The following is an 18,652-nucleotide window of genomic DNA, read 5'->3' as shown; positions in this document are numbered from 1 at the left end:
CTTGACGAGACATAGAGGACGAGAAGACTCATGGCAATCCGTAAGTACAAGCCGACAACACCGGGCCGTCGTGGCTCGAGCGTCTCGGACTTCGCCGAGATCACTCGGTCAACCCCCGAGAAGTCGCTGGTTCGCCCGCTGCACGGTCGCGGTGGACGTAACGCACACGGTCGTATCACCACCCGTCACAAGGGTGGCGGACACAAGCGTGCATACCGACTGATCGATTTCCGTCGCAACGACAAGGACGGCATCCCGGCAAAGGTCGCTCACATCGAGTACGACCCCAACCGCACAGCAAACATCGCACTCCTGCATTACGCAGACGGTGAGAAGCGCTACATCATCGCCCCCAAGGGCCTGGTGCAGGGTTCGCCGGTCGAGTCCGGTGCAGGCGCCGACATCAAGCCGGGCAACAACCTGCCGCTGCGCAACATCCCGACTGGTACCACCATCCACGGTGTGGAACTGCGTCCCGGCGGCGGAGCCAAGATGGCTCGTTCCGCAGGCGCCAGCATCCAGCTCCTCGGTAAGGAAGGCAGCTACGCCACGCTGCGTATGCCTTCCGGTGAAATCCGTCGCGTCGACGTGCGCTGCCGCGCATCCGTCGGCGAGGTCGGCAACGCCGAGCAGTCGAACATCAACTGGGGCAAGGCCGGCCGTATGCGTTGGAAGGGCAAGCGCCCGACCGTTCGTGGTGTCGTGATGAACCCGGTCGACCACCCGCACGGTGGCGGCGAGGGCAAGACCTCAGGTGGACGCCACCCGGTCAGCCCGTGGGGTAAGCCTGAAGGCCGTACCCGCAAGAACAAGGCAAGCGACAAGATGATCGTCCGTCGCCGCCGCACCGGCAAGAACAAGCGCTAGGAGGGAGTGAAGGATGCCACGCAGCCTTAAGAAGGGCCCGTTCGTCGATGACCACCTCCTCGCGAAGGTGGATGTACAGAACGAAAAGGGAACCAAGCAGGTCATCAAGACCTGGTCCCGTCGTTCGACAATCATCCCGGACTTCATCGGCCACACGTTTGCAGTTCACGACGGCCGCAAGCACGTCCCCGTGTTCGTTTCCGACTCCATGGTCGGACACAAGCTCGGAGAGTTTGCACCGACCCGCACGTTCAAGGGTCACATCAAGGATGATCGGAAGGCGAAGAGGCGATGAGCAACACCGAAACCGCCAACCCGACTGCCAAGGCTGTAGCGAAGCACGTTCGCGTTACGCCGATGAAGGCACGTCGAGTTGTGGACCTGGTCCGCGGGCGCTCGGTTGAAGACGCCCTGAACATCCTGAAGTTCGCGCCGCAGGCAGCGAGCGAGCCGGTCGCCAAGGTGATCGCCTCCGCAGCAGCCAACGCCGAGAACAACCTCGACCTCGACCCCAGCACGCTTGTCGTTGCTACGGCGTTCGTGGACGAGGGCGCGACCCTCAAGCGGTTCCAGCCGCGTGCACAGGGACGTGCGTTCCGTATTCGCAAGCGCACCAGTCACATCACCGTGATCGTGGAGAGCCTGCCGAAGACCGGAACATCGACCCGTAATCGCCGGAAGGGAAGTGCTCAGTAGTGGGCCAGAAAATCAACCCGCACGGCTTCCGTCTCGGCATCACCACCGACTGGAAGTCTCGCTGGTACGCAGACAAGCAGTACGCGGAGTACGTCAAGGAAGACGTCGCGATCCGTAAGCTCCTCGCCACCGGCATGGAGCGCGCAGGAATCGCGAAGGTCGAAATCGAGCGCACCCGTGACCGTGTTCGCGTGGACATCCACACTGCACGTCCGGGCATCGTCATCGGCCGCCGCGGCGCCGAAGCCGATCGCATCCGCTCCGAGCTCGAGAAGCTGACCGGCAAGCAGGTTCAGCTGAACATCCTCGAGGTCAAGAACGCAGAAGCTGAAGCACAGCTCGTCGCACAGGGTGTGGCCGAGCAGCTCTCGAACCGCGTTGCCTTCCGTCGTGCAATGCGCAAGGCCATCCAGTCGGCCATGCGTCAGCCCAACGTCAAGGGAATCCGCGTTCAGTGCTCCGGTCGTCTCGGCGGCGCCGAGATGTCCCGGTCGGAGTTCTACCGCGAAGGCCGTGTGCCGCTGCACACGCTTCGTGCGGACATCGACTACGGCCTCTACGAGGCCAAGACCACCTTCGGTCGCATCGGCGTCAAGGTCTGGATCTACAAGGGCGACATCGTCGGTGGCAAGCGTGAGCTCGCCGCCAACACGGCCGCACCGGCCGGGGATCGCCCGCGTCGTGAGCGTCCGAGCCGTCCGCGTCGTTCCGGTGCCACCGGTACCACTGCGACCAGCACCGAGGCCGGCCGCGCAGCGACCGCAACCGCCGATGCTCCCGCAACTGAACAGAATCAGGAGGGCTGACGCATGTTGATCCCACGGCGGGTCAAGCACCGCAAGCAGCACCACCCGAGCCGTTCGGGTGCCGCCAAGGGCGGTACCCAGGTGACCTTCGGTGACTACGGCATCCAGGCTCTCGAGCCTGCCTACATCACCAACCGGCAGATCGAGTCCGCTCGTATCGCCATGACTCGGCACATCAAGCGTGGCGGCAAGATCTGGATCAACATCTTCCCGGATCGCCCCCTCACGAAGAAGCCGGCCGAAACCCGAATGGGTTCCGGTAAGGGTTCGCCCGAGTGGTGGATTGCCAACGTCAAGCCCGGACGCGTTCTGTTCGAGATGACATACCCCAACGAGGAGATTGCTCGTGAGGCCCTGCGCCGCGCGATGCACAAGCTCCCGTGCAAGTGCCGGATCGTGACCAGAGAGGAGCAGTTCTGATGGCTACTGGAACCCCAGCAGCAGAGCTCCGCGAGCTCAGTGAAGACGAGCTGGTCACCCGGCTCCGTGAGTCGAAGGAAGAGCTTTTCAACCTTCGTTTCCAGATGGCTACCGGCCAGATGGACAACAACCGACGACTGCGCACCGTTCGTCACGAGATCGCGCGCATCTACACCGTCCTGCGTGAGCGTGAGCTCGGACTCGCTGTGGGTCCGGATGCAGGTGACGCGGCATGAGTGAGGAAAAAGCAGTGAGCACAGAAGAGCGCGCGAGCCGTAAGGTCCGTGTCGGATACGTCGTGTCCGACAAGATGGAAAAGACGATCGTGGTCGAGCTCGAAGACCGCGTCAAGCACAAGCTCTACGGCAAGATCATCCGCCGTACGACCAAGGTGAAGGCGCACGACGAGAACGGCGTTGCCGGCGTCGGCGACCGCGTTCAGCTGATGGAAACCCGTCCGCTGTCCGCGACGAAGCACTGGCGTCTGGTCGAGGTCCTCGAAAAGGCCAAGTAAGCCTGATCGAATCCTCGAGCTGATCGAGTATCACCGAATGGCCCGCTTCCCCTTGGGGGAGTGGGCCATTCGGCTTTCCGGGGGCTTTCCGGGGGCTTTCGGCGCTTTCCGGGCGAAGGGTTCGAGTTGCGTCGAGTACGGCTGATTTGGTATTCGGTGAACCCTTCCCTACAATAGAACGGTTGCCTGTGGCAGAGGTGTGTCTTCACGTGCGCAGCTCGAACGGTGCTTGCAGTGATCGTCTCCCGACGTCAGTCGGTGGGACTGCAGCTCAGACACGACGCAGGTGGCAACAATGACCGCGCGCACCGGGTCGGTAATCCGTTGCGCACGAAATTCCAGGTCTAGGGAGATCAAGTGATTCAGCAGGAGTCGCGAGTTCGCGTCGCTGATAACACGGGTGCCAAGGAAATCCTTTGCATCCGCGTTCTCGGCGGTTCGTCACGTCGCTACGCCGGGATCGGTGACGTCATCGTCGCCACCGTCAAGGACGCAATCCCCGGTGGAAACATCAAGAAGGGTGAGGTCGTCAAGGCCGTCATCGTTCGCACGACCAAGGAGCGCCGTCGTCCGGACGGTTCCTACATCAAGTTCGACGAGAACGCTGCAGTGCTCATCAAGGCTGACAGTGATCCCCGTGGAACCCGCATCTTCGGACCCGTCGGCCGTGAGCTGCGCGAGAAGAAGTTCATGAAGATCGTTTCGCTTGCCCCGGAGGTGCTGTGATGAAGGTGCACAAGGGTGACACCGTTCTGGTCATCGCCGGCAAGGACAAGGGCGCGAAGGGCAAGGTCATTCAGGCCTACCCCGCGACCGACAAGGTCCTCGTCGAAGGCGTGAACCGAATCAAGAAGCACACCGCGGTTTCCGCGAACGAGCGCGGAGCATCCTCCGGCGGCATCGTCACGCAGGAAGCCCCGATCCACGTTTCCAACGTTGCAGTCGTCGACTCGGACGGAAACCCCACCCGCGTGGGCTACCGCACCGACGAAGAGTCCGGCAAGCGCGTTCGGATTTCCCGGAAGAACGGGAAGGACATCTGACATGACCTCCACCGAAAACAAGGTCCAGCCGCGCCTCAAGGCACGCTACCGCGCTGAGATCAAGGACGCGCTCAACAGCGAGTTCGACTACTCGAACGTCATGCAGATCCCCGGCGTCGTCAAGGTTGTCGTCAACATGGGCGTCGGCGACGCTGCCCGTGACGCCAAGCTGATCAACGGCGCTGTCCATGACCTGTCGCTGATCACAGGCCAGAAGCCCGAGATCCGCAAGGCACGTAAGTCCATCGCGCAGTTCAAGCTCCGCGAAGGTATGCCCATCGGCGCACGCGTCACCCTCCGTGGTGACCGCATGTGGGAGTTCCTGGACCGTCTCGTGTCTGTCGCTCTGCCCCGTATCCGCGACTTCCGCGGTCTCTCGGGCAACCAGTTCGACGGCAACGGCAACTACACGTTCGGCCTCAACGAGCAGTCGATGTTCCACGAGATCGACGTGGACAAGATCGATCGCCCCCGCGGTATGGACATCACCGTCGTGACCACCGCAACCAACAACGAAGAAGGCCGTGCACTGCTCAAGCACCTCGGCTTCCCGTTCAAGGAGAACTGAGCGCATGGCTAAGAAGGCATTGGTCAACAAGGCCAACAAGAAGCCCAAGTTCGCGGTTCGCGCCTACACCCGCTGCCAGCGGTGCGGTCGCCCGCACTCGGTGTTCCGCAAGTTCGGCTTGTGCCGTATCTGCGTTCGCGAGATGGCTCACGCCGGCGAGCTTCCCGGAGTTCGCAAGAGCTCTTGGTGATCTGAGGCCCTCGGGCTTCGTCACACCACGCATGTGAATGGGCGTGGGTTCCTTTGGAACCCACGTCCATTCGTGGTTTCCATCGAGTTGTGTATCGCGCCGATCCTGAAAAGAACTGTCCCGCTGCGACTCTGGTTGAAAGCGATCATCGTTCGTCGATGTCGTTCTTCGGTGCCGAACGAGCAGTTCAGATTTCGGGGTGCGTCGATACCTTCCCGATCAGCGACCTTCGGGTGGCGGTGGGGGAGCCGACGTGGCATCCCGGTGGACACCTGCGCCAAAGTTCCCTACACTAGAGCGGTTGCCGTGGCTGACGCATGCGTTCAGCTCGGTGCGGTAACTTACGCCGTCTGACACAAGTCGGACGGCCCAGCCGAATTGCTGGAGGCCCACGATCGGATTCGTCCGGTGTTGCATGGGAACCACAGCGAGAAAGGTGTCGAGGTCGACCTATGACCATGACTGACCCCATCGCAGACTTCTTGACGCGTCTGCGCAACGCCAACACGGCGTACCACGATGAGGTGAAGCTTCCCCACTCGAAGATCAAGGCGAACATCGCCGAGATCCTCAAGCGCGAGGGCTACATCTCCGATTTCCGTACCGAAGACGCAGAGGTCGGCAAGACCCTCATCGTCGATCTGAAGTACGGTCCCAGCCGCGAGCGTAGCCTCGCCGGCGTGCGTCGCGTTTCCAAGCCCGGTCTCCGGGTTTACGCGAAGTCCACCAACCTGCCCAAGGTCCTCGGAGGCCTCGGCGTGGCCATCATCTCCACGTCGTCCGGTCTGCTCACCGATCGCCAGGCGGCCAATCAAGGAGTAGGCGGGGAAGTCCTCGCCTACGTCTGGTAAGGGAGGCCACCACAATGTCGCGTATTGGAAAGATTCCGGTCACCGTCCCCGCGGGCGTTGACGTCACGATCAGCGGCCAGGATGTCACCGTCAAGGGTCCCAAGGGCACCCTCGCGCTGACCATCTCCGAGCCCATCGCAATCGAAAAGGCAGAGGACGGCTCGCTGAGCGTCACGCGCCCCGACGACGAGCGTCGTAGCCGCGCGCTGCACGGTCTGTCGCGGACCCTGGTTGCGAACATCATCACCGGTGTCACCGAGGGTTACACGAAGAAGATGGAGATCCACGGTGTTGGTTACCGTGTGGCACTGAAGGGCAAGGACCTCGAGTTCGCGCTCGGCTTCAGCCACCCGGTGCCGATCGAGGCTCCTGAAGGCATCACCTTCGTCGTCGAGTCGCCCACCCGGTTCTCGGTGTCCGGCATCGACAAGCAGAAGGTCGGGCAGATCTCGGCCAACATCCGTCGTCTCCGTCGTCCGGACCCGTACAAGGGTAAGGGCGTGCGTTACGAGGGTGAGCAGATCCGCCGCAAGGTCGGAAAGACGGGTAAGTGATATGAGCCAGACTGCAAACCAGAAAGCCAAGCGGATTCCGCTGGGCAAGGATGCGTCCACCAAGCGTCGTCTCTCGAAGACGCGTCGTCACTTCCGTCTCCGCAAGAAGGTCTCCGGCACGCCCGAGCGTCCCCGCTTGGTCGTCAACCGGTCCTCGCGCCACATCCACGTCCAGCTCGTGGACGACCTGGCCGGCCACACCCTGGCCTCCGCGTCGACCATCGAAGCAGACGTGCGCGTGGCAGAAGGCGACAAGAAGGCTGCGAGCGCGAAGGTCGGTCAGCTGATCGCCGAGCGCGCCAAGGCTGCCGGCGTGGAAGCAGTTGTCTTCGACCACGGCGGACACGGCTACCACGGTCGCATCGCGGCCCTGGCAGACGCGGCTCGCGAAGGCGGGTTGAAGTTCTGATGACCAACATTTTCAACGGAAGGACAGCCTGATGCCGGGACGTCAAAGGCGTGACGGCGGAAGCGGACCCGCCGGACAGAATGGCCCCAACAGCGGTGACAACAGCAACGCTCGTGGGGACAACCGTGGTGGCGGCCGTGACCGTCGCGACGGTGGCCGTGGCGGAAACGCTGCGGAGAAGTCACAGTTCATCGAGCGCGTTGTCACGATCAACCGCGTTTCCAAGGTCGTCAAGGGTGGTCGTCGCTTCAGCTTCACCGCTCTGGTGATCGTCGGAGACGGCAACGGACTGGTCGGCGTCGGCTACGGAAAGGCCAAGGAAGTTCCCGCGGCCATCCAGAAGGGTGTCGAGGAGGCTCGCAAGAGCTTCTTCCGCGTCCCGATGATCGCCAACACCATCACTCACCCCGTTCAGGGTGAGGCTGCTGCCGGCATCGTCATGCTTCGCCCGGCAAGCCCCGGTACCGGTGTTATCGCCGGTGGCGCTGTGCGCGCCGTGCTGGAGTGCGCTGGTATCGCGGACATCCTGTCGAAGTCGCTCGGTAGCGACAACGCCATCAACGTCGTGCATGCGACCGTTGCTGCGCTCAAGGGTCTGCAGCGTCCCGAGGAAGTTGCGGCTCGCCGCGGCCTCACCCTCGAAGAGGTTGCACCCGCCGGCATGCTTCGCGCTCGCGCACAGGCTGCTGGGAGTGTGAAGTAATGGCAGATCTCAAGGTCACTCAGATCAAGAGCATCATCGGGACCAAGCAGAACCAGAAGGATTCTCTGCGCACGCTCGGTCTCAAGGGCATCCGTCAGACCGTTGTTCGTGAGGACAACGCACAGAACCGCGGTCTGATCAACGTGGTGCGCCACCTCGTAACAGTTGAGGAGGTCTAACCATGACCATCAAACTGCACCACCTGCGCCCCGCTCCGGGATCCAAGTCCAACAAGATTCGTGTTGGACGCGGTGAGGGCGGCAAGCGTGGTAAGACCGCAGGTCGCGGTACCAAGGGCACCAAGGCACGTAACACCGTGCGCGTGGGCTTCGAGGGTGGACAGATGCCGCTTCACATGCGTCTGCCCAAGCTCAAGGGCTTCACGAACCCGTTCCGCACCGAGTACCAGGTCGTCAATGTCGGCGACATCGCCCGTCTGTTCCCCGAAGGTGGAGCAATCACGGTCGAGGATCTCGTTGCCAAGGGCGCAGTCCGCAAGAACCAGCTCGTCAAGGTTCTGGGCGACGGCGAACTGACAGTTGCCGTTCAGGTGACCGTCGACAAGTTCACCGGTTCCGCCAAGGAAAAGATTGCTGCTGCCGGTGGTTCCGCCACCGAGCTGTGAGTAATCACGCGTAGCTAGTCCGATGGCCGCAGCGCAGCGTTTGCTGCGCTGCGGCCATCGGCGTCTACCAGGTCTTGTCACAGATTGGTCGTGCATGCCTCGGATGGGCCAGTATTCTGGTCACCGAGTGGCAAATGTATCTTCGGCTTACCCGGTTTTCGTGGTCTGCCCGCTTAGTTCCCAAATGCTCACTGTTAGAGTTCAAAAGTTCGACAGGTCAAACGATCTGTCTCCCTACCGTCGTGCCAGGAGGATCTTTGCTTTCCGCCTTCGTCTCGGCCCTCAGGACCCCAGACCTGAGGCGGAAGATCCTCTTCACCCTCGGCTTGGTGGCTCTGTATCGGGTCGGCGCTCTCATTCCGTCCCCAGGTGTCGACTACGGCCGCGTGCGTCAGTGCATCGATATCGCCAACTCCGGTGACTCAGCAGGTATCTACTCGCTGATCAACCTGTTCTCCGGTGGCGCTCTGCTGCAGATGTCGATCTTTGCGATCGGCATCATGCCGTACATCACGGCAAGCATCATCGTGCAGCTGCTGACCGTGGTGATCCCGAAGTTCGAGGAACTTCGAAAAGAAGGCCAGTCCGGTCAGGCCAAGATGACGCAGTACACGCGTTACCTGTCCATCGCTCTGGCAATCCTGCAGTCGACCGGCATCGTCGCTCTTGCGGCACGCGGACAGTTGCTCCAGGGCTGTGACGACATCATCGCCGACAAGTCGATCTTCGGTCTTGCCATCATCGTGCTGGTCATGACTGCCGGTGCTGCCATGGTCATGTGGTTCGGCGAGGTCATCACCGAACGTGGCGTGGGTAACGGTATGTCGCTCCTCATCTTCGCCGGTATCGCATCGCGTATCCCGAGCGAGGGCAAGTCGATTCTCGACAGCCGCGGTCCACTGGTCTTCGCCTTCGTCTGCCTCGCAGCGCTGTTGATCATCGCCGGTGTCGTCTTCGTCGAGCAGGGTCAGCGCCGGATCCCGGTTCAGTACGCAAAGCGGATGGTCGGACGCAAGATGTACGGCGGATCCTCGACGTACCTGCCTCTGAAGGTGAACCAGGCCGGCGTCATCCCGGTGATCTTCGCGTCTTCACTGCTGTACCTCCCGAACTTGATCGCACAGCTGACTTCGGCCAGTACAGCGGTCGACCCCAGTTGGTGGCAGCGCCTCATCAACACCTACCTGGTGAACCCGGCCAACCCGGTGTACATCGCGATCTACTTCGGCCTGATCGTCTTCTTCACATACTTCTACGTCGCCATCACCTTCAATCCCGAAGAGCGCGCCGACGAGATGAAGAAGTTCGGCGGCTTCATCCCCGGTATCCGACCAGGTCAGCCGACCGCGGACTACCTCAACTACGTGCTGAGTCGCATCACCCTTCCGGGTGCGATTTACCTCGGCACCATTGCTGTTCTGCCCAACCTGTTCCTCGACATCGGGAATGGCGGCGGCGCGCAGAACCTGCCGTTCGGTGGCACCGCGGTGCTGATCATGGTCAGCGTCGGCCTGGACACCGTGAAGCAGATCGAGAGTCAGCTAATGCAGCGTAACTATGAAGGGTTCCTCAAGTGAGACTTGTCCTCCTTGGTCCTCCCGGTGCCGGCAAGGGCACCCAGGCCGCTATCTTGTCCGAGAAGTTCGGCGTTCCCCATATCTCCACGGGTGATCTCTTCCGCGCGAACATCGGTCAGGCCACCGCTCTCGGTGTGGAAGCAAAGAAGTACATCGACGCCGGCGAACTCGTACCGAGTTCGATCACCAACGACATGGTGAAGGCTCGCGTCGCAGAACCGGACGCAGCAAACGGTTTCCTTCTCGACGGATTTCCGCGCTCGGTCGAACAGGCTCAGGCACTCGAGGGAATCTTGAAGGATCTCGACACCAAGCTCGACGGTGTCCTCTCTTTTGTTGTCGACGAGGACATCGTGGTCGAGCGCATGCTCGCCCGCGGTCGTGCAGACGACACCGAGGACGTCATTCGCAACCGACTCCGGGTCTACCGCGACGAGACGTCACCGCTGTTCGATTACTACAAGGACAGCATCGTCTCCGTCGACGCGATCGGCGAGGTCGAAGAGGTCAACGCACGCGCACTGGCAGCGTTGGGTAAGTAATGGTCTTCGGGCGTAAACGCAAGGTTGTTCCGTTCCGCTCCGCGGGCGAACTCGACGCGATGGCTGCCGCCGGTGCGATCGTGGGTTCGGCCCTGGTGGCGGTGCGCGCTGCGGCAAAGCCCGGTGTCAGCACTTTGGAATTGAACGCGGTCGCAGAATCGGTCATTCGTGACGCCGGCGCCGTGCCCTCGTTCCTCGGGTACCACGGCTTCACCGGTTCGATCTGCTCTTCGGTCAACGATCGCGTCGTTCACGGGATCCCCTCAGCTCAGGACATCCTGGCTGAAGGCGACCTCGTTTCCATCGACTGTGGCGCGATCCTCGACGGTTGGCACGGTGACTCTGCCTGGACGTTCGGAGTCGGTGAGATCAGCGTCGCCGATCAGGAACTCAGCGAAGCTACTCGGCTTTCGATGGAAGCCGGGATCGCGGCGATGATCGCCGGTAACCGTCTGACGGATGTTTCGCACGCGATCGAGGTCGGTACTCATGCCGCCGAGAAGTTGCACGGTCGTTCCTACGGCATCGTCGACGGATACGGTGGACACGGAATCGGTCGGGAAATGCACATGGATCCGTTCCTCGCGAATGAAGGTGCCCCGGGTAAGGGTCCTGAACTGGTTGTCGGATCGTGCCTCGCGATCGAGCCGATGCTGACGCTCGGCACCACCGACACGGTGATTCTCGACGATGACTGGACCGTTGTGACGACCGACGGGTCCCGTGCGGCGCACTGGGAACACACTGTCGCTGTGACCGAGGACGGTCCGCGGATTCTGACACTCCGGCCGGAGTAGTTGACGCCGTTGCTGACAAGTGTTGGCAGCGAGCATGATTCACGTTCGAGAAGTCCCAGCCTCATGTCGAGGCTGGGACTTTTTCGATGGGGGAGCGGTGTGCGTCGTCACCCTGACCGGAGGCGCATTTGGCCTGGTCGTTTACATCGCGTAACATGGCTAGGCGGTGCGCTATGCGCGTCGATAGTTCGTGTGCCTACGCCCGGATCGCTCCGGGATCGGGCCCCCGAGGTGCCGACGATCTTTCCATTGCGTGCCAATGTAACGGAAGCCGATGCACGAAGCATGCCAAACCAAACGGATCGCGGAGGATATGGCTAAGAAAGACGGGGCCATCGAGGTCGAAGGACGAGTAGTCGAGCCGCTGCCCAATGCGATGTTCCGCATTGAGCTCGAGAATGGCCACAAGGTCCTCGCCCACATCAGCGGAAAGATGCGTCAGCACTACATTCGCATCCTCCCGGAAGATCGCGTTGTCGTGGAGCTATCGCCCTACGATTTGTCGCGCGGACGCATCGTTTACCGCTACAAGTAACGAACTTCCCGGACCTGACCTGGGTCAGGGAGAAGTATGTCTGCCGCGGTTCATCGCGGCGGGCTGCGACAAAACAGGAGATCAGAAGACGTGAAGGTTCAGCCGAGCGTCAAGAAGATCTGCGAGAAGTGCAAAGTGATTCGCCGTAACGGTCGAGTCATGGTGATCTGCGAGAACCTGCGTCACAAGCAGCGTCAGGGCTAGATCTAGCTTTTCGAAGATCTGCTTGGCAACAAGCAAAGAAGACCTCCCAGTACCAGCCATTGTTGACGAGACCCCACGCGATCGTTCACCGATCGCCAAGGTCGGACAATGGTTCACCCCCGGCACGGAGGCCGGGGCCCCACTGAGTTAGTTGATGAGATCATCTGCGCCTTCGGGCGTCGGTACTCGGCAAGAGGCACAGGGGAAGGGCTGGGAGCAGACCTCCGCACACCGATAAGGAAATGCCACCATGGCACGTCTCTCTGGTGTTGATCTTCCTCGCGAAAAGCGTATGGAGATCGCACTGACATACATCTACGGCATCGGCCGTACCCGCTCCAAGGAAATCCTTGACGCCACCGGCGTCAGCCCGGATCTCCGGAGCAAGGACCTCTCGGACGAGGACCTGGCAAAGCTCCGCGAGTACATCGAGGAGTCGCTCAAGGTCGAGGGTGACCTTCGCCGCGAGGTTCAGGCCGACATCCGTCGCAAGATCGAGATCGGCTGCTACCAGGGCCTGCGCCACCGTCGTGGTCTGCCCGTGCGTGGTCAGCGCACCAAGACCAACGCCCGTACCCGTAAGGGTCCGAAGCGCACCATTGCCGGCAAGAAGAAGGCGAAGTAATGCCCCCGAAGTCACGTAGCACCGGTCCGAAGAAGACCCAGAAGACGCGTCGCAGGGATAAGAAGAACATCCCGCACGGCGCCGCTCACATCAAGAGCACCTTCAACAACACCATCGTGTCCATCACGGACCCCGCCGGAAATGTCATTTCCTGGGCGTCTTCGGGACACGTCGGCTTCAAGGGTTCGCGTAAGTCGACTCCCTTCGCCGCTCAGCTTGCTGCTGAGAGCGCTGCCCGTAAGGCGCAGGAGCACGGTGTCAAGAAGGTTGACGTCTTCGTCAAGGGACCGGGATCCGGTCGCGAGACCGCAATCCGTTCCCTCCAGGCTGCTGGCCTCGAGGTCGGCACCATTTCCGATGTAACCCCCCAGCCGCACAACGGCTGCCGTCCGCCCAAGCGGCGTCGGGTATAGCGGGAAGGATAGGTAGAAGAAAATGGCACGTTATACCGGACCCATCACCCGCAAGTCGCGTCGTCTGCGCGTCGACCTCGTTGGAGGCGACCAGGCATTCGAGCGTCGCCCGTACCCGCCCGGACAGCACGGCCGCGCGCGTATCAAGGAGAGCGAGTACCTGCTCCAGCTGCAGGAGAAGCAGAAGGCTCGCTTCACCTACGGCGTCATGGAGAAGCAGTTCCGCCTGTACTACAAGGAGGCGAACAACCGCCCCGGCAAGACCGGCGAGAACCTGCTTCGCATCCTCGAGTCGCGTCTCGACAACGTCGTGTACCGCGCAGGCCTCGCTCGCACGCGCCGTCAGGCACGTCAGCTGGTCACGCACGGTCACCTTCTCGTGAACAACAAGAAGGTCGACATCCCGAGCTACCGCGTCTCGCAGTACGACATCATCGATGTCAAGGAGAAGTCGCTCTCCACGCTTCCGTTCCAGGTTGCGCGTGAGACCGTCGGCGATCGCCCGGTTCCCGGGTGGCTGCAGGTTGTCGGCTCGCGTCTGCGGATCCTGGTTCACCAGCTTCCCGAGCGCGCGCAGATCGACATCGCTCTGCAGGAACAGCTCATCGTCGAGTACTACTCGAAGTAAGGCGCTTCGCACCCCGTGAGTGGTTGAGGAGTCTCCGGACTCCTCAACCACTCACAGGGCCGCAGGCCCTTTCCCATCGTGGGCGTCAAATAGTGGACGTCCGTACAGGAGGAAATACCAATGCTCATTTCTCAGCGACCCACGCTGACCGAAGAGGTCATCGCTGATAACCGCTCGAAGTTCGTCATCGAGCCCCTGGAGCCAGGTTTCGGGTACACGCTCGGCAATTCGCTGCGCCGCACGCTGCTCTCGTCGATCCCCGGCGCTGCTGTCACCAGCATCCGTATCGACGGCGTTCTCCACGAGTTCACCACCGTCCCGGGAGTGAAGGAAGATGTCACCGACATCATCCTGAACCTCAAGGGCCTCGTCGTGAACTCCGAAGAGGACGAGCCGGTCACCATGTACGTCCGCAAGCAGGGCCCCGGCGCTGTTACTGCAGGCGACATCGTGCCCCCGGCAGGCGTCACCGTGAACAACCCTGATCTGCACATCGCCACCCTGAACGACAAGGGAAAGCTGGAGATCGAGCTCGTTGTCGAGCGCGGTCGTGGCTACGTCCCCGCCGTCCAGAACAAGGCGTCCGGCGCAGAGATCGGCCGTATCCCGGTCGACTCGATCTACTCGCCGGTGCTCAAGGTCACCTACAAGGTGGAGGCCACTCGCGTCGAACAGCGCACCGACTTCGATCGGCTCGTTCTCGACGTGGAAACGAAGAACTCCATCACCGCACGGGACGCGCTCGCTTCGGCGGGCAAGACCCTGGTTGAGCTCTTCGGCCTGGCCCGTGAGCTGAACGTCGAAGCAGAAGGAATCGAGATCGGACCCTCGCCCGCCGAGGCCGATCACATCGCTTCCTTCGGACTCCCCATCGAGGATCTGGACCTCACGGTCCGCTCCTACAACTGCCTCAAGCGCGAAGGTGTTCACACCGTCGGTGAGCTTGTCGGCCGTACCGAGTCCGATCTGCTCGACATCCGCAACTTCGGACAGAAGTCCATCGACGAGGTCAAGGTCAAGCTGCATTCGCTCGGCCTGTCCCTCAAGGACAGCCCCGCATCCTTCGATCCCACCACCGTTGCCGGCTACGACGCCGCCACCGGAACGTGGAGTGACACTGATGCCGGTTCCTTCGGCGATGCCGAAGGTACCGAGGACTACGCCGAGACCGAACAGCTGTAGCAGCTCAGGTCCTTTACTAGGAGATCATCATGCCCAAGCCCAAGAAGGGTGCCCGCTTCGGCGGGTCGGCTTCCCACCAGAAGGCGATTTTCGCCAATCTGGCTACCGCGCTCTTCGAGCACGGTCGCATCACCACCACCGAGTCCAAGGCCAAGGCACTGCGCCCCTACGCCGAGAAGCTCGTCACGCACGCGAAGGCCGGCACGCTGGCTCACCGTCGTGAGGTGCTGAAGGTCATCCGCAACAAGGATGTCGTTCACACCCTGTTCGCCGAGATCGGCCCGTTCTACGCGGACCGTAACGGTGGATACACCCGCATCATCAAGACGATCCCCCGCAAGGGCGACAACGCTCCGATGGCAATCATCGAGCTCGTCAAGGAAAAGACCGTCACCTCCGAGGCTGACCGCGCTCGTCGCGTCAAGTCCTCGCAGGAAGCTCCCGCCGCAGAGAACGTCGTCGAGGCCGTAGAGGCCGACGCGACCGAGGCTGAGGTCGAGAACGCTGACGCAGTCGTCGAGGCTATCGAGGACGAGACCGCAACTGCGGCCGACGCTCCCGAGGCCGAAGAGGCCAAGAAGGACTAGTTCCCTTGGTTTCGGCACACGCTGAATCGAACGAGCCCGCCGCCCCCATCGGGGACGGCGGGCTCGTTCGATTGCGGCTGGACATCTCCTACGACGGCACTGACTTCTCGGGCTGGGCCCGTCAAACCGATCTGCGCACCGTGTGCGGTCAGATCGAAGACAAGTTGGGAACGGTACTACGGCAACCGGTTCAGCTGACTGTTGCCGGTCGAACCGACGCCGGTGTCCACGCCACCGGACAGGTAGCGCACGTGGACGTCCCGGGCGAGTTGCTCCCCGACGATCCGTCGCGACTCGTGCGCAGACTTGCACGCTTCCTGCCCAAGGACGTTCGGGTCAAACAGATCTCGGTGGTTCCGGGTGACTTCGACGCACGCTTTTCGGCGATGCGACGCTACTACGAGTATCGGGTGACCAACGCGGCATTCGGAGTGGAACCCCTACGCGCACGCGATACGGTGTCGTACCCCAAACCACTCGATCTCGCAGCGATGCAAGAAGCGTCGAATCGGCTTCTGGGCCTGCACAACTTCGCGGCATTCTGCAAGCGTCGAGAAGGCGCTACGACGGTGCGGGAGTTGCAACGCTTCGACTGGGCGCAGGAGGGCACGGTGTTCACGGCGTACGTGAATGCCGATGCGTTCTGCTGGTCGATGGTCCGGAGTCTTGTCGGGGCAGTCCTCTCGGTCGGTGAGGGACGCCGCACCGCCGACTGGGTGGCAGGTTTGCTCGACGAAACGTCGCGGTCGAGTTCGATCCTCGTTGCGCCGGCGCACGGACTTTCGTTGGTTCGCGTGGACTATCCCGACTACTCGGAACTGGCTGCCCGCAACGCGATTACCCGTGAAACCCGCGAGATTCCGTCTTCGGGCGGGTGCTGCGGGGACTGACCGCCTTGATACAAAATGCCCTCCCACTCTGCGTGGGAGGGCATTTCATGTAGACGACTATCCCGCCAGTTGACGCGCGATGACCAGACGCTGAATCTGATTGGTGCCCTCGAAGATCTGCGTGATCTTGGCCTCGCGCATGTAGCGCTCGACGGGGAAGTCCTGGGTGTAGCCATACCCGCCGAACACTTGAACGGCGTCGGTGGTGACCTTCATTGCTGCGTCGGTGGCAACGAGCTTGGCGACGCTGGCGTTGCGCGAGTACGGAACTCCGGCGTCGCGGCGGCGGGCTGCATCGAGGTATGTGGCTCGAGCGGAGTCAACTGCGGCCGCCATGTCCGCGAGCACGAATCCGAGGCCCTGGTGATCGATGATCCGCTTGCCGAATGCCTTGCGCTCCTTCGCGTAGGCGACCGCGTCGTCGAGCGCGCCCTGAGCGATTCCGACGGCAACAGCAGCGATTCCGAGTCGGCCGGAGTCGAGCGCGCTGAAGGCGATCGGCAATCCCTGGCCGCGCTGACCGATCAACCGCTCGTCAGGAACGAAGGCGTCGTCGTAATTCGCGGATGCAGTGGGGACCGCGCGCAGTCCCATCTTCTCCTCGGGCTTGCCGAAGCTGAGGCCTTCGGTGTCCTTGTCCACCAGGAGGCAGGAGATGCCGCGAGAGCCGTCGTCACTGGTGCGGGCGAAGAGGTTGTAGAAGTCTGCCTTGCCGCCGTTGGTGATCCAGGCCTTCGAGCCGTTGATGCGATAGCCACCGTCGGTGGCCGTCGCCTTGCACGACAATGCGGCGGCGTCGGATCCGGCCTGCGCTTCGGAAAGACTGTACGCGCCGATGGTGTTGCCGCCCAGCATGTCCGGCAGCCAGCGGGTCTTCTGTTCGTCGGTGCCGAAGGTGAACAGTGGGAAGCACGAGAGGCTGTGTACGCTCACCGCCACTGCAACCGCTGCCCAGCGCGAGGCGATCTCTTCGAGGACTTGGAGGTACACCTCGTACGGCTGATCGCCGCCACCGAATTCCTCGGGATACGGAAGGCTCAGCAGGCCTGCCTGTCCGAGTGCGGGGAACACGCCTTCGGGATACTTCTCGGCCTTCTCGTATTCGTTGACCTTGGGCGCGAGTACCTTGTCCGCGACATCACGCGTCAGTTCGATGAGATCGCGAGCTTCTTGGCTGGGCATCAGGCGTTCGACGGGCACGGTCGGCTCCTAGCTAGGTAGTAGTACTGAGAACGATACTGCAGTACTGTCTTGCGTATGGCAAGGCTGGTTCACAAGACGACTGCGCGCAGGGCAGAGTTGTTCGATCAATTGGTCGAACTGTTCTTGAGCGAGGGTTTCGCCCACCTCACGCTCGACGAGATCTCAGCTCGTCTGCACTGCTCCAAGAGCACCTTGTACACCGTGGCGGCCGGCAAAGAGGATCTGGTGCGGGCTGTGACGGTGCACTTCTTCCGTGCGGCGACCGATGCGGTGGAGAGTGCCGTCGCTGCCGAAGCGGCACCGACTCGTCGAGTCGCGGTGTATCTCGAAGCAGTCGGTGATCAACTGACCGCGGCGTCCCGTCAATTCATGGAAGACCTGGCTGAATCGGTGTCGGCGAGTCAGGTTTACGAGAAGAACACGTCGATCGCCGCGGATCGTGTGCGAGCGCTCATCGTCGAGGGAGTGGATTCGGGCGCATTCCGGCGGGTACACGCGTCATTTGTCGCTGATGCGGCCGCAGCGACAATGGTTCGGATCCAGCAACGCGCGGTCTATCGGGCTACCGGGTTGGACGATGCCAGCGCGTATCGGGAACTGGCCGCACTCATCACGGACGGGATCACTGCGTGACGAGTCGCTAGCATCGACGTTCATGGCACCTTTGAAGGTCGAAGTCATCGTAGGTTCGGTCCGCGAGGGGCGAATAGGACGAGCAGTGGCGGATTGGTTTGTCGAGCGCGCAACCGCGAACCCGTCGTGGAACGTATCGGTGATCGACCTCAGAGAGCTGTCGTTGCCCCAGGATTTCTCGGATTCACCTGCCACGGAGGTTTTCCGCCAGCGAATCGGACGAGCCGACGCTGTTGTTGCTGTGACCTCCGAATACAACCACGGGTACCCGGCTGCCCTCAAGACCGCATTCGATTCCGTGAAACACGAGTGGCGTGCCAAGCCGATCGGATTCGTGTCCTACGGCGGGATTTCAGGTGGTGTTCGGGCCGTCGAACAACTGAGGCAGGTAGTGGCGGAGCTGCACATGGTCTCGGTGCGTCAAAGCGTGACCATTCACCGGGTACGCAAGCAATTCGGACACGAGCCGTACGGCGTCGATTCGATCGCGATCGATGCGAGCGAGAAGATGATTCGTGAATTGCATTGGTGGGGGAGCGGATTGCGGATGCAGCGTGCGAGTGATCCCTATCCTGGCTGATCTTGGACAT

The 18,652-nt window shown here is 61.9% G+C and carries 31 protein-coding genes; 30 read left to right on the top strand and 1 reads right to left on the bottom strand.

Going from position 1 to position 18,652, the window contains the following annotated elements:
• Positions 1-30: 30 nt before the first annotated feature.
• From rplB to truA, 28 genes are all read left to right on the top strand, one after another.
• Positions 31-867 (top strand): 50S ribosomal protein L2, encoded by an 837-nt coding sequence (gene rplB, locus R4P70_RS18385; protein WP_003940895.1) that lies wholly within the window; start codon positions 31-33, stop codon positions 865-867.
• A 13-nt stretch (positions 868-880) separates the two neighbouring features.
• Positions 881-1,162, top strand: a complete 282-nt coding sequence (gene rpsS, locus R4P70_RS18380; protein ID WP_003940820.1) for a 30S ribosomal protein S19 — start codon at positions 881-883, stop codon at positions 1,160-1,162.
• Positions 1,159-1,563, top strand: coding sequence for a 50S ribosomal protein L22 (rplV, locus tag R4P70_RS18375; RefSeq protein WP_003940717.1), 405 nt, complete (start codon positions 1,159-1,161; stop codon positions 1,561-1,563). The genes rpsS and rplV overlap by 4 nt, the downstream gene beginning before the upstream one ends.
• Positions 1,563-2,369, top strand: a complete 807-nt coding sequence (gene rpsC, locus R4P70_RS18370; RefSeq protein WP_003941003.1) for a 30S ribosomal protein S3 — start codon at positions 1,563-1,565, stop codon at positions 2,367-2,369. Before rplV ends, rpsC begins: the two co-directional genes overlap by 1 nt.
• A 3-nt stretch (positions 2,370-2,372) precedes the next feature.
• Positions 2,373-2,789, top strand: a complete 417-nt coding sequence (gene rplP, locus R4P70_RS18365) for a 50S ribosomal protein L16 (RefSeq protein WP_003940899.1) — start codon at positions 2,373-2,375, stop codon at positions 2,787-2,789.
• Positions 2,789-3,025, top strand: coding sequence for a 50S ribosomal protein L29 (rpmC, locus tag R4P70_RS18360; RefSeq protein ID WP_003940734.1), 237 nt, complete (start codon positions 2,789-2,791; stop codon positions 3,023-3,025). The genes rplP and rpmC overlap by 1 nt, the downstream gene beginning before the upstream one ends.
• Positions 3,022-3,303 carry a 30S ribosomal protein S17 gene (rpsQ, locus tag R4P70_RS18355; protein WP_003941020.1) on the top strand — a complete coding sequence of 94 codons (282 nt, stop codon included), beginning with the start codon at positions 3,022-3,024 and terminating at the stop codon, positions 3,301-3,303. The genes rpmC and rpsQ overlap by 4 nt, the downstream gene beginning before the upstream one ends.
• A gap of 357 nt (positions 3,304-3,660) precedes the next feature.
• Entirely contained in the window at positions 3,661-4,029 is a 369-nt protein-coding gene (rplN, locus tag R4P70_RS18350) for a 50S ribosomal protein L14 (protein WP_003940951.1), read from the top strand.
• A complete protein-coding gene (gene rplX, locus R4P70_RS18345) occupies positions 4,029-4,346 on the top strand; it encodes a 50S ribosomal protein L24 (protein ID WP_003941019.1) in 318 nt (105 codons plus the stop codon). Before rplN ends, rplX begins: the two co-directional genes overlap by 1 nt.
• 1 nt (position 4,347) lies before the next feature.
• A complete protein-coding gene (rplE, locus tag R4P70_RS18340) occupies positions 4,348-4,914 on the top strand; it encodes a 50S ribosomal protein L5 (RefSeq protein WP_003940924.1) in 567 nt (188 codons plus the stop codon).
• Positions 4,915-4,918: 4 nt separating this feature from the next.
• Positions 4,919-5,104, top strand: a complete 186-nt coding sequence (locus R4P70_RS18335) for a type Z 30S ribosomal protein S14 (RefSeq protein WP_003940698.1) — start codon at positions 4,919-4,921, stop codon at positions 5,102-5,104.
• A 452-nt stretch (positions 5,105-5,556) separates the two neighbouring features.
• Positions 5,557-5,955: a 30S ribosomal protein S8 gene (gene rpsH / locus R4P70_RS18330; protein WP_003940873.1), complete on the top strand. Its 399-nt coding sequence runs from the start codon at positions 5,557-5,559 to the stop codon at positions 5,953-5,955.
• 14 nt (positions 5,956-5,969) lie between these two features.
• The gene (gene rplF / locus R4P70_RS18325; protein WP_003940970.1) at positions 5,970-6,509 is read left to right on the top strand and encodes a 50S ribosomal protein L6; all 540 of its coding nucleotides are present in this window, start codon (positions 5,970-5,972) and stop codon (positions 6,507-6,509) included.
• 1 nt (position 6,510) lies between these two features.
• Positions 6,511-6,918 (top strand): 50S ribosomal protein L18, encoded by a 408-nt coding sequence (rplR, locus tag R4P70_RS18320; RefSeq protein ID WP_003940996.1) that lies wholly within the window; start codon positions 6,511-6,513, stop codon positions 6,916-6,918.
• A gap of 31 nt (positions 6,919-6,949) precedes the next feature.
• Complete coding sequence (gene rpsE, locus R4P70_RS18315; protein WP_003940718.1) at positions 6,950-7,621, top strand: 30S ribosomal protein S5; 672 nt, start codon at positions 6,950-6,952, stop codon at positions 7,619-7,621.
• The gene (gene rpmD / locus R4P70_RS18310; protein WP_003940751.1) at positions 7,621-7,800 is read left to right on the top strand and encodes a 50S ribosomal protein L30; all 180 of its coding nucleotides are present in this window, start codon (positions 7,621-7,623) and stop codon (positions 7,798-7,800) included. The genes rpsE and rpmD overlap by 1 nt, the downstream gene beginning before the upstream one ends.
• 2 nt (positions 7,801-7,802) lie before the next feature.
• On the top strand, positions 7,803-8,246 hold the full coding sequence (gene rplO, locus R4P70_RS18305; RefSeq protein ID WP_019747555.1) for a 50S ribosomal protein L15: 444 nt from the start codon (positions 7,803-7,805) through the stop codon (positions 8,244-8,246).
• A 257-nt stretch (positions 8,247-8,503) separates the two neighbouring features.
• The gene (gene secY, locus R4P70_RS18300) at positions 8,504-9,823 is read left to right on the top strand and encodes a preprotein translocase subunit SecY (protein WP_020906895.1); all 1,320 of its coding nucleotides are present in this window, start codon (positions 8,504-8,506) and stop codon (positions 9,821-9,823) included.
• Positions 9,820-10,365: an adenylate kinase gene (locus tag R4P70_RS18295; protein WP_003940868.1), complete on the top strand. Its 546-nt coding sequence runs from the start codon at positions 9,820-9,822 to the stop codon at positions 10,363-10,365. Before secY ends, R4P70_RS18295 begins: the two co-directional genes overlap by 4 nt.
• On the top strand, positions 10,365-11,162 hold the full coding sequence (map, locus tag R4P70_RS18290) for a type I methionyl aminopeptidase (protein WP_003940806.1): 798 nt from the start codon (positions 10,365-10,367) through the stop codon (positions 11,160-11,162). Before R4P70_RS18295 ends, map begins: the two co-directional genes overlap by 1 nt.
• A gap of 313 nt (positions 11,163-11,475) precedes the next feature.
• Positions 11,476-11,697, top strand: coding sequence for a translation initiation factor IF-1 (gene infA / locus R4P70_RS18285; RefSeq protein ID WP_003418601.1), 222 nt, complete (start codon positions 11,476-11,478; stop codon positions 11,695-11,697).
• A gap of 90 nt (positions 11,698-11,787) precedes the next feature.
• On the top strand, positions 11,788-11,901 hold the full coding sequence (rpmJ, locus tag R4P70_RS18280) for a 50S ribosomal protein L36 (RefSeq protein ID WP_003938068.1): 114 nt from the start codon (positions 11,788-11,790) through the stop codon (positions 11,899-11,901).
• 250 nt (positions 11,902-12,151) lie between these two features.
• Entirely contained in the window at positions 12,152-12,526 is a 375-nt protein-coding gene (gene rpsM, locus R4P70_RS18275; RefSeq protein WP_003940834.1) for a 30S ribosomal protein S13, read from the top strand.
• Positions 12,526-12,939, top strand: a complete 414-nt coding sequence (gene rpsK / locus R4P70_RS18270) for a 30S ribosomal protein S11 (protein WP_003940683.1) — start codon at positions 12,526-12,528, stop codon at positions 12,937-12,939. The genes rpsM and rpsK overlap by 1 nt, the downstream gene beginning before the upstream one ends.
• A 22-nt stretch (positions 12,940-12,961) precedes the next feature.
• Positions 12,962-13,567 (top strand): 30S ribosomal protein S4, encoded by a 606-nt coding sequence (rpsD, locus tag R4P70_RS18265; protein WP_003940769.1) that lies wholly within the window; start codon positions 12,962-12,964, stop codon positions 13,565-13,567.
• Positions 13,568-13,687: 120 nt separating this feature from the next.
• Positions 13,688-14,749, top strand: coding sequence for a DNA-directed RNA polymerase subunit alpha (locus tag R4P70_RS18260; RefSeq protein ID WP_003941016.1), 1,062 nt, complete (start codon positions 13,688-13,690; stop codon positions 14,747-14,749).
• 29 nt (positions 14,750-14,778) lie between these two features.
• Positions 14,779-15,336 (top strand): 50S ribosomal protein L17, encoded by a 558-nt coding sequence (rplQ, locus tag R4P70_RS18255; protein ID WP_020906897.1) that lies wholly within the window; start codon positions 14,779-14,781, stop codon positions 15,334-15,336.
• 5 nt (positions 15,337-15,341) lie between these two features.
• A complete protein-coding gene (truA, locus tag R4P70_RS18250) occupies positions 15,342-16,226 on the top strand; it encodes a tRNA pseudouridine(38-40) synthase TruA (RefSeq protein WP_283569645.1) in 885 nt (294 codons plus the stop codon).
• Between the two features lie 57 nt (positions 16,227-16,283).
• Here the strand turns inward: truA and R4P70_RS18245 are convergent, their stop codons facing one another.
• On the bottom strand, positions 16,284-17,426 hold the full coding sequence (locus R4P70_RS18245; RefSeq protein WP_172933403.1) for an acyl-CoA dehydrogenase family protein: 1,143 nt from the start codon (positions 17,424-17,426) through the stop codon (positions 16,284-16,286).
• A 57-nt stretch (positions 17,427-17,483) separates the two neighbouring features.
• On the opposite strand from R4P70_RS18245, the gene R4P70_RS18240 reads away from it, so the two are divergent.
• Together R4P70_RS18240 and R4P70_RS18235 are read left to right on the top strand one after the other, a co-directional pair.
• Positions 17,484-18,062, top strand: coding sequence for a TetR/AcrR family transcriptional regulator (locus R4P70_RS18240; RefSeq protein ID WP_021343562.1), 579 nt, complete (start codon positions 17,484-17,486; stop codon positions 18,060-18,062).
• A 22-nt stretch (positions 18,063-18,084) separates the two neighbouring features.
• Positions 18,085-18,642 (top strand): NADPH-dependent FMN reductase, encoded by a 558-nt coding sequence (locus tag R4P70_RS18235; RefSeq protein WP_020906901.1) that lies wholly within the window; start codon positions 18,085-18,087, stop codon positions 18,640-18,642.
• Positions 18,643-18,652 lie beyond the last annotated feature (10 nt).

Origin of the sequence: Rhodococcus sp. IEGM 1241, from assembly GCF_033142365.1 — a bacterium.
Classification (GTDB): domain Bacteria; phylum Actinomycetota; class Actinomycetes; order Mycobacteriales; family Mycobacteriaceae; genus Rhodococcus_F; species Rhodococcus_F erythropolis.
This window is presented reverse-complemented; position numbering and strand designations above follow the sequence as displayed.

What these genes read in the sequence shown, in the direction of transcription:
- rplB (WP_003940895.1), top strand. Translation starts at nt 31, where the DNA reads ATGGCAATCCGTAAGTACAAGCCGACAACACCGGGCCGTCGTGGCTCG.
- rpsS (WP_003940820.1), top strand. Translation starts at nt 881, where the DNA reads ATGCCACGCAGCCTTAAGAAGGGCCCGTTCGTCGATGACCACCTCCTC.
- rplV (WP_003940717.1), top strand. Translation starts at nt 1,159, where the DNA reads ATGAGCAACACCGAAACCGCCAACCCGACTGCCAAGGCTGTAGCGAAG.
- rplP (WP_003940899.1), top strand. Translation starts at nt 2,373, where the DNA reads ATGTTGATCCCACGGCGGGTCAAGCACCGCAAGCAGCACCACCCGAGC.
- rpmC (WP_003940734.1), top strand. Translation starts at nt 2,789, where the DNA reads ATGGCTACTGGAACCCCAGCAGCAGAGCTCCGCGAGCTCAGTGAAGAC.
- rpsQ (WP_003941020.1), top strand. Translation starts at nt 3,022, where the DNA reads ATGAGTGAGGAAAAAGCAGTGAGCACAGAAGAGCGCGCGAGCCGTAAG.
- rplX (WP_003941019.1), top strand. Translation starts at nt 4,029, where the DNA reads ATGAAGGTGCACAAGGGTGACACCGTTCTGGTCATCGCCGGCAAGGAC.
- rplE (WP_003940924.1), top strand. Translation starts at nt 4,348, where the DNA reads ATGACCTCCACCGAAAACAAGGTCCAGCCGCGCCTCAAGGCACGCTAC.
- R4P70_RS18335 (WP_003940698.1), top strand. Translation starts at nt 4,919, where the DNA reads ATGGCTAAGAAGGCATTGGTCAACAAGGCCAACAAGAAGCCCAAGTTC.
- rpsH (WP_003940873.1), top strand. Translation starts at nt 5,557, where the DNA reads ATGACCATGACTGACCCCATCGCAGACTTCTTGACGCGTCTGCGCAAC.
- rplF (WP_003940970.1), top strand. Translation starts at nt 5,970, where the DNA reads ATGTCGCGTATTGGAAAGATTCCGGTCACCGTCCCCGCGGGCGTTGAC.
- rplR (WP_003940996.1), top strand. Translation starts at nt 6,511, where the DNA reads ATGAGCCAGACTGCAAACCAGAAAGCCAAGCGGATTCCGCTGGGCAAG.
- rpsE (WP_003940718.1), top strand. Translation starts at nt 6,950, where the DNA reads ATGCCGGGACGTCAAAGGCGTGACGGCGGAAGCGGACCCGCCGGACAG.
- rpmD (WP_003940751.1), top strand. Translation starts at nt 7,621, where the DNA reads ATGGCAGATCTCAAGGTCACTCAGATCAAGAGCATCATCGGGACCAAG.
- rplO (WP_019747555.1), top strand. Translation starts at nt 7,803, where the DNA reads ATGACCATCAAACTGCACCACCTGCGCCCCGCTCCGGGATCCAAGTCC.
- map (WP_003940806.1), top strand. Translation starts at nt 10,365, where the DNA reads ATGGTCTTCGGGCGTAAACGCAAGGTTGTTCCGTTCCGCTCCGCGGGC.
- infA (WP_003418601.1), top strand. Translation starts at nt 11,476, where the DNA reads ATGGCTAAGAAAGACGGGGCCATCGAGGTCGAAGGACGAGTAGTCGAG.
- rpsM (WP_003940834.1), top strand. Translation starts at nt 12,152, where the DNA reads ATGGCACGTCTCTCTGGTGTTGATCTTCCTCGCGAAAAGCGTATGGAG.
- rpsK (WP_003940683.1), top strand. Translation starts at nt 12,526, where the DNA reads ATGCCCCCGAAGTCACGTAGCACCGGTCCGAAGAAGACCCAGAAGACG.
- rpsD (WP_003940769.1), top strand. Translation starts at nt 12,962, where the DNA reads ATGGCACGTTATACCGGACCCATCACCCGCAAGTCGCGTCGTCTGCGC.
- R4P70_RS18260 (WP_003941016.1), top strand. Translation starts at nt 13,688, where the DNA reads ATGCTCATTTCTCAGCGACCCACGCTGACCGAAGAGGTCATCGCTGAT.
- rplQ (WP_020906897.1), top strand. Translation starts at nt 14,779, where the DNA reads ATGCCCAAGCCCAAGAAGGGTGCCCGCTTCGGCGGGTCGGCTTCCCAC.
- R4P70_RS18240 (WP_021343562.1), top strand. Translation starts at nt 17,484, where the DNA reads ATGGCAAGGCTGGTTCACAAGACGACTGCGCGCAGGGCAGAGTTGTTC.
- R4P70_RS18235 (WP_020906901.1), top strand. Translation starts at nt 18,085, where the DNA reads ATGGCACCTTTGAAGGTCGAAGTCATCGTAGGTTCGGTCCGCGAGGGG.